Genomic DNA, 13,687 nt, shown 5'->3' with positions numbered 1-13,687 from the left:
TCGCCACGTGGCGCCATGTGTTCGGTGCGTTTAGTCGGTTTCACCGACTAAACTCCGAAAAACACGCACGCTAAGTCGGCGTAACCGACTTAACTCCACAAAATCACGCGGCTTAGTCGCTACGACCGACTTATTCGCCACATTCCATTCGCCACATTCCATTCGCCACATTGCACCCGCCCACGGCACCTCGCTTAAAAAGCACGGGCGTACTGTTTCGGGATATCCTCCAGTTTTACGCCAAGTGCCTGGGCAGCGTGGATGGTCCAATACGGATCGCGCAGGAGACCCCTCGCAATCGCAATCAGATCTGCATCCCCATTCCCGAGCACAGACTCTGCTAGCTGAGGGTCCTCCAACATACCAACCGCAATCACGGGGATGTCGAGCTCAGACTTAATAGCGCGCGCAAACGGCACCTGGTATCCTGGGTAATTTCCAGGGCGTTGTGCACCAGGTCTGCCTTCGCCGCCGGAGCTCACGTGGAACATGTCCACACCTGCGCCATGGTATTTTCTCGCGATCTCGATGATATGCTCCAGCCCATACCCGCCGTCCACGTATTCCACTGCCGATACGCGCATCAGAAGCGGCATATCACTCGGCATCTCCGACTTCACCGCTTGAACGACTTCGACGCCAAACCTCGCGAGGTCCTGTCCGTATTCGTCTGTCCGATGGTTTGTATAAGGAGACTGGAACTGGTGTACGAGATACCCGTGCGCACCGTGAATCTCAAGTGTATCCACGCCCGCTTTCACAGCACGCCGTGTTCCCGCCGCAAAACTCTCGACGATCCGTTTAACCTCATCTGTAGTGAGTTCCTTGGGTTCTTTGTACTGCGAGCCTTCAAACCGAATGGCCGACGGCGCCACTGGGACAGCAGCATCCTCCGCCTTACGCCCTGCATGAGCAATCTGAATTCCAACCTTTGCCCCGTAACCGTGGCAGGCCTCAACAATCCGAGCGAAGGCGGGAACCTGATCGTCGGACCAGATACCCAGATCGTAATCCGTGATCCGACCGTCCGGCTCCACATCCGTCATTTCTGTGATAATCAGCCCCGCTCCCCCAACGGCACGGCTTGTGTAGTGGGTGAAGTGCCAGTCATTGGGGATCCCGTCCTTGGCAGTCACTGAGTACTGACACATCGGTGCCATCACAACGCGGTTTTTTAACTTTAAGCCCTTGATCTCATACGGCGAAAATAAGTGTGTCATGTGATTCCACTCCCTCAATTTTCGTGCTCTATCTTTCTCACACTCCAGCGATAGCTCCCTGCGCTCGGAGATGCACGGTACTTTCTGCCGATCCGATTCGTGGAACGCTTCCTACGATCCGTTGCTGACGATGTTCGCGCCGACCCAAGTCCCGGGACGCTCCCGCAGCCCCGCCGAGCGCACTGTTCCCGCTGACCCGTTACACGCATACCTTGTCCGATCCGGTTATCGGAAGCCCATCACCTGGTGCGGCACATACGGTTCCTCGAGGGCCTGAATTTCCTCGGGGGTCAGTTGCAGCGATACAGCCGCCACCGCGTCTTCCAAGTGGTGCATCTTTGTAGCGCCAATGATCGGTGCGCTCACTGGTTTCTTCTGCAACACCCAAGCCAGTGCGACCTGAGCCCTCGATACCCCTCGTTTTGCAGCCACTTCAGCAACGCGCTCCACAACCTTCTTATCGGCCTCAGCGGTCTCCCTGTACAGGCTCTTGCCGAACTCATCGGTTTCTGACCTTGCCGTTTGCTCGTCCCAATCTCTTGTCAAGCGGCCGCGTGCCAACGGACTCCATGGAATAAGTCCGATTTTCTCTTCCTCGCACAGAGGGAGCATCTCCCGCTCTTCTTCGCGGTATAACAGGTTCAAGTAATTTTGCATGGTAACAAAGCGTGTCCATCCGTGTTTCTCCGCGACATTGAGGGCTTTTAAAAACTGCCAAGCGTACATGGAAGACGCTCCTATGTACCTTGCCTTGCCGGCCTTAACTACATCGTGCAGGGCCTCCATGGTTTCTTCAATTGGTGTATTGTAATCCCAACGGTGAATTTGATACAAGTCAACATAGTCCATGCCAAGACGCATCAAACTATTATCAATCTCGGCCATAATCGCCTTTCGCGACAATCCAGCACCATTCGGGCCGCTGTGCATTCTGCCATTGACCTTAGTGGCAACCACAATCTCGTCACGATTCGCGTACTCCCGAAGTGCTCGGCCAACAATCTCTTCACTTGTTCCGTCCGAGTATACGTTGGCGGTGTCGAAAAAGTTGATCCCGAGGTCGAGGGCTCTGCGAATAAACGGGCGGCTCTGCTCTTCGTCCAGCACCCACTGATGGTTGCCGCGCTCGGGCACCCCGTAGCTCATGCAACCCAAGCAAATGCGAGATACGTCCATACCTGTGTTCCCAAGTTTTACGTACTCCACCATAATCCCCTCTTCCGATTCCATTGTTCTGGCCGCGAATAGCAGTCACAATCGGATTTCACCCGATCCCTTCTATTTTACAGCCAAATGGCCCAACCTCAAATTTGCAAGTCCACAATTTGCAAGTCCACAATTTGCAACTTCCAAGCGGCAACTTCCAAGCGGCAACTTCCAAGCGGCAACTTCCAAGCGGCAACCTTGCAACTTCCAACTGAACTCCGAAAGTCGGAAAAGGCGTGCCAGAAGGCACGCCTTGCATCGAGCATTTCGCCAATCTTACAGCAGTGTCTCACCGTTGTAATACGTAACTTGTGCCTGCCCGCCCATTTGACTGCTGCCTGCGCCACCGTGGTGTGCCCGGAACATATCACTGCTGATGTAAGCATCGAAGTCTTCTTTGGTGTCCCACTTCGAGACCGCCAGCAACTTGCCGTCTTCTTCCGTCCAAATCTCAAACCCCGCAAAGCCTTTCATTTCTCTCAAACTTGGAGCGTTGCGCTTAAATGCGTCAACCATGTGCCCTCTCGCCTGAGCCGGTACGTTGATAGTGTTTACTGCGATAAACATTCAATCTCCTCCTTCGATTTCCCAAACTCGCTGACAGCAGCAGTGATTGTCTACTCGAAGTGACTCCCCACTCCCATGTTACCGAGTCCGGGCGGCAGATTGCAATGCTTCTTGCAGCGTCTGCCAGTCCTCCGATATGGCCGGAAAACCGGGAATCTCAAGCCATTGCTTGGTTGACGGCCTTTGATCGCGTTCAATTGCCGTTGCGAGATCTGCGAACATCTTTGTAATGTCCAACTTTGGTTCAGGAGTGTCTTGCGCCCTTCCCTCCTGCGCCCTTCCCTCCTGCGCATTTTCTTCCTGTGCCTTTCCTCTGGAGTCGAACGCATCTCCCCATGGATGCTCTGAGATGCTCACGATAGAATACCCAAGTCTCGTAACCGCGATCATAATCGGCCAGAAACCTTCCAGCACGGGCTTGGCTCGTGGAATCTCACTGACTGCAGCGTCATAGGTAGTGCGTAGATGGAGCAACAGCCCCTGCAGAGCATTTTTCTGCTTCACCAAGTCGTTCCTCACCGCGGCCTCGTTCCTCACCGCGGCCTCGCGCCTCAACGCTGCCTCGTGTCTCACCGTGGCCTCGTGCCTCAACGGTGCCTCGTGCTGCCTTACCAAAGCGGCAGACAGCAAAAGTGCCCCTTCCAAACGGAGGGCTTCTGCCGCGAGATGGGGCAGCCGTTGGGACGACGCTCTCCGCCAGAGCACCAAAACGCCAATCACACCGATCACACAGCCAAGCAGCGTATCTTCCAACCTTGAGTGCACCAGAAAAGCCGGCTGCAGCCCCGGCAATCCTGCCTCTGCCAGGATGAGCGGCAGAGGTGTAATAACCACCATTGCTAGGCCATAGTTCCGAACAATCAGGAGTTCTGCGAGCCACTGGAATCCCATCAGTGCGACAATCATCACGGCGACAGGTGGATGGGCGGCCAAAATCAAGCTGCCCAGAATAACACCGATTGTCGTTCCCAGAGCTCTTTGAATCGTGCGTTGCAAGGTACCGGCCTGCGTTACGCCTTGAAGCACCGACGCACAGGTCAGTGGTACCCAATACGGTCGGGGATTCCCCAACAGGTGGGCGATCACGGTCGCCAAAACTACCACAAGGCCCATCCGGAGCACGTTTTCGATGACACCGGATCGCCGGTCGAGTGCTCCAGACAGAACATCTTTTACACTGCGTCGAGACGGTTGGAACTTCGGCGAAAACTCACTCGGCGGTGTCGCGGCGATCCTTTGCGCCTGCTCAAGTTCCCGGTGGGCCCGCCAACGAGCCGGTGTATTTAACCCTGGTTGTGGGACGACGAGCCCTTCGGCCCTAGTTGAATCGGTTATCGCCCGAGAGATCCCAATGACGGCACCGGAGAGCCCTGGATGAATCGGCCCTTTGCCTTCCGCCGCGATGGAGATTCCAGCCATGAACAATGCCTTGAGACGTTCATGCAACATGTACAAGCGATACGAGGTGCCAGGTTGCCGCCAGTGTACCTGACGCGCACCCGTCACAGCGGCTTCGGATGCACGAAGTGCTAGAGCCGCATTATGTTGTGCTTTATCGGCGTGATCCGATGCGCCAAGAAACGCAGCCACTTCACGAAACGCAGCCATCACAGCCGACGTCTCGGGCCGATGAGGGTGACGGATCCAACCAACCATGCTGATGACCCAAGCGACTGCGACGCCGATCAGTGCGAGGCCGAAGCGTAGAGGTGCGGAACCGGGATCGACAGGCAGGCCTGTTCCAAGTGCACAGACAAGGATGAAAAAGTAACCGGATGGAGGTGGGATGCGATAGGCACCGGCAAAGAAGGTCGCTGCCATGCTCACCACACCAAGTGTGAGCGCCATACTCCAGGTATAAGGCGCCGATAGAGTACCGAGTGCAAGACTTGCCGCCAGCGCGAGTCCAACGACGACAAGTTTGACAGCTCTTTGGGCATAGGGTTCGTTATGCACGTAGAGCGACGTAAATCCGCCGACTGTCGCGATCAAGCCCCAGTCGACGTGCCCTGCTATTGCACCAAGCAGGATGCAAATACCCATACTGAGTGACGCTGCTGCCGCTTTACCCCACGGGTAACGTGCAGAACGCAGCTGAAAAGTACCCACGAATCTCTTTGGTTGTTCGGGCGGCAAAATCTCTGCCCGCATTGAGGACTGACGTCGATGTTGTGCCATATCTTCACCTTAGCAGAAAATGAATAGGAGTGATTTTGCAGTGGATCGTGAAGAACACGAGCCAAAGCTTCAGTCTAACTCTATCTTGGCAGTAACACAAACAAAGAGCGTGACCGCAAGTTAGGCAGTAACACAAACAGAGACCCGACCGCCATCTGGGCAGCCGGGCCTCTTCAACGTGTACATGGGGTTAGACTATGCTCTCTTGAAAGCGAAAATACCATTTGGCTGGATCATATCCCCACCCGTGCACTCGCCGGTGTCGGAGACATGAAATTGAACAGCAAACCCACTTAAACCTTTCAGCGCAAAACGGTGATTGGCCTCAGGGAGCAAGGTATAAGGAGGTTGTCCTGCCACAATCAAGGCAAGCACACTGTCTCCAACGAGATCGACGGTCAGGGTCTGCACGTCAAGCAGAGTGTAGTCACCGGCGTACCCCTCAAGTTCCGTTGCAGACAGGTCAACCGATACAGCCTTCCGTTTGAACACGATCGGTGCAGTCAGGTCTTCAAACTGGATCTCCAATTCGTCAATGGCGCCGTTGAGGCCTGCACGAAAGGGTACGCGCCAAGTCATGGGAATGGTCTCCATCTCTGCCCGCATGATGAACACGTCGTAGTGGTAGTGCTCCATTGGAACCTCTTCAGGCCAAGTGTGATAGGTCAGGAACAGTTGCCCGTCGTGCATCAAAATTCGAGCTGTTCCGTAAGCTGGATGCTCAAAATCCCCACAATAGTCCTCCAGGTTGTGGCTCGGAGCGGTGCCCTCCTTGCGCTCTGCATCGTAGTTTCCGGCCTGCTGAATGGCAGCAAACTGTTTTTGCAGTTGATCCGCCAGATACGGCGTCCATTCAAAGTCAGGTAAGCCGAGCACCTTGTCCACAACGGAATACGCGACGCTGGCCGGGAAGACGCTGACTTCCTGGTTACAAAGGACCACGATCCCAAGCTGTCTTGACGGGACGAGCATCACCATTGCGGAAAACCCGTCGATGTTTCCGCCGTGGTGCAAGATGAAGTTCCCCTGATAGACTTCTGTAAACCATCCTAAGCCATAAGCGGTGCCAAGGCGGCGCTCATCCTTGACGGGCGGCTTAATGATCATCTGCGGTTGATGCATCTCTGCGAGTCCCGTTTCACTTATGATGCGGTTCTCACCAAGCTTACCCCCTGCCAGGTGCAGACGGATCCATTTGGCCATGTCCTTGACTGAGGAGTTGATGGTTCCCGCTGGGCCGAGCGCATCAATGTCGGCAAAGGGTACAGCCCGGTTGACCCCATCCTTTGTGACGTAAGGGGTCGCGTGGTTCTCGTCCTTCCTCGAGTCCTTCACGGAGAAGTTCGTCCGGTGCATGCCAAGCGGCGCCAGAATGCGACTGGCCGTAAACTGCTCCCAGGTGAGTCCAGACACACGCTCGACGAGATAACCAAGCGTCGTGAACATCATGTTTTGGTATTGAAAGGTCGTTCGGAATGGTCGGCTGAGGGGCAGATAACGCAGCCGATCGATCAGTTCCTTTCTCGACAACTCAGCCTTGTACCAGGAAAATTCATGTCGTGGTAAGCCCACCCGATGACTGCCTAGGTCTCGAGGGGTAGCTTCATGTGTTGCAATCGGATCGGACAGCTGAAACTCAGGCAGATAACTTTGAACCGGCTTGTCCCAGTCCATGTCACCACTCTCTGCGAGCAGGGCTGCAGACATTGTTGTAAATGCCTTTGTGGCCGATCCGATAGCAAACAGCGTATCCTCATCCGCAGGGGCTTTGGAGTCAATATTCCGATAGCCGAATCCTTCGGACATCACAACGTTGTCATTTGAGACCACAGCAACTGCAGCACCTGCCACGTGTAAACGGTCCATCGCACTTTGAATCAGCGCGCGAATATCGTCCGACCATTGTTCCTGCCACTCGATCCCACCCACGCTCATGCCAATCCTGCCTCCAATTCGTCGATCAGACGGCCAACGTATCCGACTGCTTCCTGATAGGGAGCATCCGAGTCCATTTCAATACCAGCGTCGCGGAACAGCTCAAGGGCATGTTTCGAACCGCCGGCTTTCAGGGCCGAAATCCAGGTCTCGGCGATGTCCTCCCCTTGTTCCATCCTTACAGCAAGCGCTGTAGAAGCGGTGAGCCCAACCGAATACGTGTAAGGATACAAACCTGAGTAGTAATGGGCTTGTCTCATCCAAACGAGCTCCGCCCCGTCATCAAACTCCACAGAATCACCCCAGAACTCCTGCAGGATCTCGAGTTGAGTCTTGTCGAGCACAGACGTCGTGACAGGCTCGCCAGCATCTGCAAGCAGATAGAGTCGACGCAGCAGTTCCCCTTCAATCAGGTGTGTCACGAAGTTGTGGTGGAAGGTAAACAACTGCGCACATGCTGTGCGCAAACGCGTTTCCGGACTGCCGGACTGGCGCAGATAACGGCCGAGCAGGTGTTCGTTGAATGTTGACGGGGCTTCCACAAACAGGCGGCTCGACATACGGTTTTGTTGAACCTGCCCGCTCATAAACACGCCGTGGGCAGCGTGGCCTAGTTCGTGCACCAGTGTAAACATGTCATAGAGAATACCGTGGTACGGATCGAAAACATAGGGATGGACTCCTGGTACGGGATTGCAATACGCCCCTTGGAGTGCCCCAATATTGTCGCCGCGGTAGATCCACTTGTCCTGAAAGGCCCGTTCTGTCAGGGCACGGTATTCTTCGCCCATCACAGAGACTGCTTCCGGGATAATCCTCTGAACCTCTGCGAACGGGATCTTCTCCGAGCTGGTGTCCACAACTGGAGCCTTGACGTCGCAAAAGTGGATCTTTTGCACACCCCAAACTTTCGCTCGAAGACGAGCGTATCGCTGCATATGCGGTGCCAGTTCCTTCAGGATGATGCCGGGAACACGTTCAAAGAAGGATACGGGAATGTTATCACTCGGGAACCCAGACACATCACTTTGATGAAGCAGCATCTCGGCGGTTGAGGAATACCCGCGGAGTTTCGCCAAGGCTACATTCTTTTTGATCTCGGTCGTCAGTGACACGCCAAGGGTATTGTGATACGGTTTCAGACCGTTGTTTAACGCATCGTAAGCGCGTCTTCGAAACGCCCCGTCGTGAGATGTCTCGGATCGAACCATGACTGAAAACGGCGTCACCATAAACTCGTTGCCTTCTTCATCAGGTACAGTGCCACAACGTAAATCCGCACCGGTCGCATTGCGGTAGAGGTTTGACGGGGCATTCAAAACCTCGGAAACCGCAGCCAAGGCGGACTCGGCTTGAGGGGCAAGTTTGTGCGCCTTCATCTGAACGAGTTCCGACAGGTATTGCTTGTACAACGCGAGCGGACCTGTGCTCTCTGCGTACGACTGCAACGTTGCCTCTGGCAGACTAAGGTATGTATTGATGAGCTTCGTGAAAGTCGCTTGAACCCGATGAGCAGCCGATTGTGCTTTGCCCATCAAGGCTTGATGGCGAGGATCGCTCCCGTCTTCGCTAAACTTCAGCATTGCGTAAGAGGTAATACGTGCGGACTGACTCAAAACTTCGTCGCGTGCCTGCAAGAACTTAAAAAGCCCCTCATCACTCGTGCCAAGGGTCGACTCATGAGCTCCCAGGCCCTCAACCACCTGTTTTAAGTTGACAATGGCAGCGTCAAACGCTGCTTCATCTTGGAAAATATCTAACAAATTCCATACTTGTTCTTCCGGCACATCACTCCGCTTTAACGGTGCCACGTAAACTCCTCCTCTTGTTGAAGCGCGAAAGATAGAAATAAGGTAAAAACCAGGTGGAAACGGGGTGGAAACAAGGTGAAAAACAAAGTGAAAAACAAAGTGAAAAACAAAGTGAAAAACAAAGTGAAAAACAAAGTGAAAAACAAAGTGAAAAACAAAGTGAAAAACAAAGTGAAAAACAAAGTGAAAAACAAAGTGAAAAACAAAGTGAAAAACAAAGTAACACGAAAAGAAGAAACACAAACGGTGAAAACACGAAAGGCACCCGAGACAGGTGCCTAAATTGTCTGTCGATTCTATTATACACGAAACAGTAGATGTTTCACTTGGCAGCATAAGCCATGCGCCACCGGGGTTTCGGCGTTTCGGCTTTTGGGGCAATGGAACCACGTGGTTAGTGGCTGGGAGCGACTTATTAGACTGGGCGACCCGAACCTCAGCCACCTTAAGTCGGTGTGACCGACTTAACTTCAAAAAGTGACGAGGCTAAGTCGCTCTGACCGACTCAGCTCTGGAAAATCATACGGTTAAGTCGCTCTCAGCGACTTATTAGACTGGCCGACCCAGACTTCGGCCACCTTAAGTCGGTGCGGCCGACTTAACTTCAAAAAATGACGAGGCTAAGTCGCTCTGGCCGACTTAAATCTGGAAAATCATAAGGTTAAGTCGCTCTCAGCGACTTATTAGACTGGCCGACCCAGACTTCGGCCACCTTAAGTCGGTGCGGCCGACTTAACTTCAAAAAATGCCGAGGCTAAGTCGCTCCGGCCGACTTAGCTCCGAAAAATCATAAGGTTAAGTCGCTCTCAGCGACTTATTAGACTGGGCGACCCGAACCTCAGCCATCTTAAGTCGGTGTGACCGACTTAACTTCAAAAAGTGACGAGGCTAAGTCGCTCTGGCCGACTTAAATCTGGAAAATCATAAGGTTAAGTCGCTCTCAGCGACTTATTAGACTCAGTGCACCAGACTTCGGCCACCTTAAGTCGGTGCGGCCGACTTAACTTCAAAAAATGCCGAGGCTAAGTCGCTCCGGCCGACTTAGCTCCGAAAAATCATAAGGTTAAGTCGCTCTCAGCGACTTACTTATTAGACTGAGTACACCGAACTTCGGCCACCTTAAGTCGTTCTTAGCGACTCCACCGGTGCTTATCCTTTGCAGCCCACCCTTACGCCATTCCAACAGCAGTCAAGTCAAGCAGGCCCAAGTTTTGCTGCCACGAGAGCGCGGTCATCAAGTTGGCAAACAACTGCATGGTTGTAACCGTGCCAACTCCCCCTGGCGTCGGAGACATAGCACGTACCTTGCCTGCTACAAGTGGATCGACATCTCCAACGATTTCGTTGCCGCTAATTTGGTTGATGCCTGCATCTACAATGACATGTCGATCGTGAACCATCTCTTCTGTAATCAGCCCAGCTTTACCAACTGCCACAAAAATGATGTCTGAAGCGAGGGTATGACGGGAAATGTCCGGCGTACCTGCGTGGCATACGGTAACAGTCGCATTCTCACGGACCAATACGTGGAACAAAGGCTGCCCGACCGTCTGGCCGAAACCAACCAGCGCCACATGCTTACCAGAGGGAGAGAAGCCATAGTGTTTCAACAGTCGAACGGCAGCAAGCGGTGTAGCCGGATAGATGCCCTGCTCCCCTGTAATGTTTGCATGCCGATTTGCCCGTGTTAAACCGTCTACATCCTTGTGCGGCTCAATCATCTCCGTCACCGACAAGGTGTTGATATGAGAAGGCAGGGGAAGTTCAATCATAATGCCGTGTACAGAATCGTCGCGGTTGAGCTTTTGAACAGTTGATCGCAAGGCTTCCTCAGAAACCTTCCGACTGAAGTGGAGAATTTCATATTCAATGCCAAGTTGTCTTGCAACGCGGCCTTTGGACTTTGCGTAGTATTCAGAAGCGGGATCGCCTTCAACCAGAATTGTCACCACTCTCGGTTCAACATCCTGATTTTTCCAACCAATTACTTCAGCTTGAATCGATGATTTCAATTGTTCAGCGACATCCCGACCACGCAGCGAAAGACTCATCAGCTGTCACTCCTTTGGAATGCCCGAACAGCATAAAGACCGCCCGGGACCATTGTTATGGGTGCCCAGGCGGTCGGCTGAATCGAACGATTGTACTCCCTCGTGGTTGTCCACGTTTCCGCCAGTTATACAATCGGTTTAGTTTAGGTAATATCACTGGTCAATGAAAGACTTCGCGTTCATTTATTTCGATCGCGTATTTCGATCGCGATTGACTCCATCCACAATTTACTCATGCGTTAACTCACGTCCTCAACTATAACAACCTATCTGTAATCGCGCAAGGACCATATCCTTCATATGTTCCTCACCAATGGAGCAACGTCTCCGTCTTCTAATCAAATGCCCTTGGAGTCTACCAATGCACTTGGAGTCTACCAAAATTCAAATATGAGTGATAGACGCCCATTTACCGTCATGCCATAATAACTCCGACAACACAAAACCTGTCGAACCACGTTGAAAACATTAAATCGGTAGACAGCAGTTGCGACACAACAAACAGAGATAAACGGCGTAAGCAGAGATATGCAGACGATACACTGACTGACTGATACACAGCAAGAAACGCGCTGAATCAGCTGAATCATAGAAAGTCGAAAAGCTTTGAGACGAGACGAACGGGGATGGCACACACGTATGTGGCTGGCGGCAGCACTGATAACGGGACTCTTTTTTGGTATGAACAACTCTCTGTTTAAGTGGAGTTCAACGAGAGGATTATCCAAAATCAACATTCAGTTTTTCTTTTACCTGGGAGCATTTGTTCTTACCGCTATCTATGTACTCGCAACGCACTCGTTTCACTTTACCATCTGGTCGGTGGTTCTCGGCGCCCTCATCGGCATTTTGAATACCAACGGCAATCTCGAGATGACCCGCGCCTTCGAGTCAGGGCCTGCCAGTCTGACCTCTCCTGTCATTGCCTCCAACGCAGTATTTCCCGTCCTAGCTGCAGGCCTTATCTTCCATGAGCACATCCTGCTCGTAAACTGGCTTGGTATTCTGTTCATGATGGTTTCCGTTATCGTCATCCAATATTCCCCGAACAGCCAGCATAACGGCCATCACTGGCAGTGGTTGTTACACGTAACCCTCGCAGTCCTTTCGTTCGGAATACTCGGCATCTTAATGAAGACATCTTCCTTTCTACATGTCAGTTCAAGCGATATGCTGGTCGCCATGTACGGCGGTGGAACAGTATACCTCGCGTTTAAACTCGGGCGTGACAAGCCGAACCGACATGAAATCCGCGTCGGGCTGGTTGTTGCTGTGCTTAGCACAGTCGCGTACAGTTGCTATTTCTACGCCCTCCAAACAGGTATCGCAAGCATCATCTTTCCTGTGGTCAGCCTCAACTGCGTGATTGTCGTGCTCAGCGGACGTTACCTTTTTCAGGAGCGGATCCGGTTACACCAAATGTGGGGCATCTTTACAGCACTTGTGGGCCTTGTGCTTACGAAGCTTTAGTCAGACCCACCGACACCGACACCGACCGGTGCCATTCTGGCGAAACAGCCAACGTATCATTCACACATCAATAGGTGTCGAGACCACGCCGAACATGATCAACAACAAGGCTGGGAATCTCCCCAGCCTGCTTTATGACGTCAACCAGGTGCTACGCTGCAGCAGCCAGCTTTTTCTTGAACATCAACCCAAGTAACCATCCCAGCAGCGGAAGGCCAATGGCAATCGGCAGCGCGATCACTGGCCAGTTGTTCGTTAACAGTGACATTGCCCGATTGTGGTTCAAGACGACAAAGTAACCGCTCCCCCCAAGAATCAGGGATACAGGGATAACGACACCTCGGTAGTCTTTCATCCCCATCACATGGGAACCAGCGAGAGACGCGCAAAAGATGAGTAACATCAACTGGACCAACAGCGATATGCCAAAAAACGCGATCATAATCATCTCGTAGCGGTGCAGAAAGAGGCCGACCTGAGCACTTCTCGCCATTTGCATACATGCGACGATGTAGTGTCCAGTCTGTGGGGCGGACAGCACACCACACTCAAGGATCGGCCATAACAATACCAATATTCCGCCATAGAGCACCCCTCCAACAGCGCCCTTGGCCCAGCTTTTGGTGTCGTTGACGAGTGGCAAGATCATCCCGGCAGTCATCGTTGCCATAGCCCAGTCTGTGTCATAATGCCTGGTTGTGGCGACGGTGTTCCAAAACCCGGTCTCGAACACAGGCAACAATCGGTCTAATTCGACGTCTTTCAGACTTCCAACCATAATCAGCAAGTTGAGGGCCACGATGGAAAAGACACCAAGCACAGCGATGCGAGCTGTCACCTCAAGTCCATGGAAAACGGCATAGACAGGAATCGCGACAGCTGCGAGGACGAACATCCAGACAGGGAACTCCGGCAGAAAGTAATCCATAAAGTGGTAAACAAACGTAATGAGGATCGCGATGTACGCGCCGAGAAAAAAAACAAATGCGAGTAGGGCCATCACCTTGCCGATCCATTTCCCAACGATCGCGTCAAATTGTTCGAGTATGGTCATGTCCGGCCTTCTCCGAATGACCCAAACGGTGATGAGCATCAGCACCGCACCTTGTAAAACAGAGAGAATCGTCGCTATCCAGATGTCGTTTTCACTTTCCCGCGCCATAATACCTTGGGTCAGTCCAATCCCTTTCGCGAAACCCAAGTTGATGACAAGTGCCATAAACATCGCTGTGGTGATCTTGGTTGTCAT

General features: G+C 52.8%; 10 protein-coding genes and 1 riboswitch. Of the genes, 2 read left to right on the top strand and 8 right to left on the bottom strand.

The window, feature by feature from the left end; all coding sequences use genetic code 11:
* Positions 1 to 194: 194 nt before the first annotated feature.
* The 6 genes from AN477_RS20525 to AN477_RS20500 all read right to left on the bottom strand — a co-directional run bounded on the left by AN477_RS20525 (position 195) and on the right by AN477_RS20500 (position 8,917).
* Positions 195 to 1,220: an NADH:flavin oxidoreductase/NADH oxidase gene (locus AN477_RS20525; protein WP_054971054.1), complete on the bottom strand. Its 1,026-nt coding sequence runs from the start codon at positions 1,218 to 1,220 to the stop codon at positions 195 to 197.
* A 225-nt stretch (positions 1,221 to 1,445) separates the two neighbouring features.
* The gene (locus AN477_RS20520) at positions 1,446 to 2,426 is read right to left on the bottom strand and encodes an aldo/keto reductase (RefSeq protein WP_054971053.1); all 981 of its coding nucleotides are present in this window, start codon (positions 2,424 to 2,426) and stop codon (positions 1,446 to 1,448) included.
* 276 nt (positions 2,427 to 2,702) lie between these two features.
* On the bottom strand, positions 2,703 to 2,993 hold the full coding sequence (locus AN477_RS20515) for an antibiotic biosynthesis monooxygenase family protein (protein WP_054971052.1): 291 nt from the start codon (positions 2,991 to 2,993) through the stop codon (positions 2,703 to 2,705).
* Between the two features lie 78 nt (positions 2,994 to 3,071).
* Positions 3,072 to 5,171: an FUSC family protein gene (locus AN477_RS20510; protein ID WP_054971051.1), complete on the bottom strand. Its 2,100-nt coding sequence runs from the start codon at positions 5,169 to 5,171 to the stop codon at positions 3,072 to 3,074.
* Between the two features lie 195 nt (positions 5,172 to 5,366).
* Complete coding sequence (locus tag AN477_RS20505; RefSeq protein ID WP_054971050.1) at positions 5,367 to 7,106, bottom strand: serine hydrolase; 1,740 nt, start codon at positions 7,104 to 7,106, stop codon at positions 5,367 to 5,369.
* Positions 7,103 to 8,917: a M3 family oligoendopeptidase gene (locus AN477_RS20500; protein ID WP_054971049.1), complete on the bottom strand. Its 1,815-nt coding sequence runs from the start codon at positions 8,915 to 8,917 to the stop codon at positions 7,103 to 7,105. The genes AN477_RS20505 and AN477_RS20500 overlap by 4 nt, the downstream gene beginning before the upstream one ends.
* 75 nt (positions 8,918 to 8,992) lie before the next feature.
* Between AN477_RS20500 and AN477_RS24820 the strand changes: the two genes are divergently transcribed.
* Positions 8,993 to 9,199, top strand: coding sequence for a hypothetical protein (locus tag AN477_RS24820; RefSeq protein ID WP_054971048.1), 207 nt, complete (start codon positions 8,993 to 8,995; stop codon positions 9,197 to 9,199).
* 887 nt (positions 9,200 to 10,086) lie between these two features.
* Here the strand turns inward: AN477_RS24820 and AN477_RS20490 are convergent.
* On the bottom strand, positions 10,087 to 10,968 hold the full coding sequence (locus AN477_RS20490; RefSeq protein ID WP_054971047.1) for a bifunctional 5,10-methylenetetrahydrofolate dehydrogenase/5,10-methenyltetrahydrofolate cyclohydrolase: 882 nt from the start codon (positions 10,966 to 10,968) through the stop codon (positions 10,087 to 10,089).
* Positions 10,969 to 11,024: 56 nt separating this feature from the next.
* Positions 11,025 to 11,107: riboswitch (ZMP/ZTP riboswitch) on the bottom strand.
* Between the two features lie 500 nt (positions 11,108 to 11,607).
* Here AN477_RS20490 and AN477_RS20485 point away from each other — a divergent pair.
* On the top strand, positions 11,608 to 12,438 hold the full coding sequence (locus AN477_RS20485; RefSeq protein ID WP_054971046.1) for an EamA family transporter: 831 nt from the start codon (positions 11,608 to 11,610) through the stop codon (positions 12,436 to 12,438).
* A 151-nt stretch (positions 12,439 to 12,589) separates the two neighbouring features.
* Here AN477_RS20485 and AN477_RS20480 read toward each other — a convergent pair whose 3' ends face one another.
* Positions 12,590 to 13,687 (bottom strand): GerAB/ArcD/ProY family transporter, encoded by a 1,098-nt coding sequence (locus AN477_RS20480; protein ID WP_054971045.1) that lies wholly within the window; start codon positions 13,685 to 13,687, stop codon positions 12,590 to 12,592.

Origin of the sequence: Paenalicyclobacillus ferrooxydans (assembly GCF_001399675.1) — a bacterium.
Classification (GTDB): domain Bacteria; phylum Bacillota; class Bacilli; order Alicyclobacillales; family Alicyclobacillaceae; genus Alicyclobacillus_B; species Alicyclobacillus_B ferrooxydans.
The sequence above is the reverse complement of the archived record's forward strand: the minus strand, read 5'-3'. Positions and strand labels throughout refer to the sequence as shown.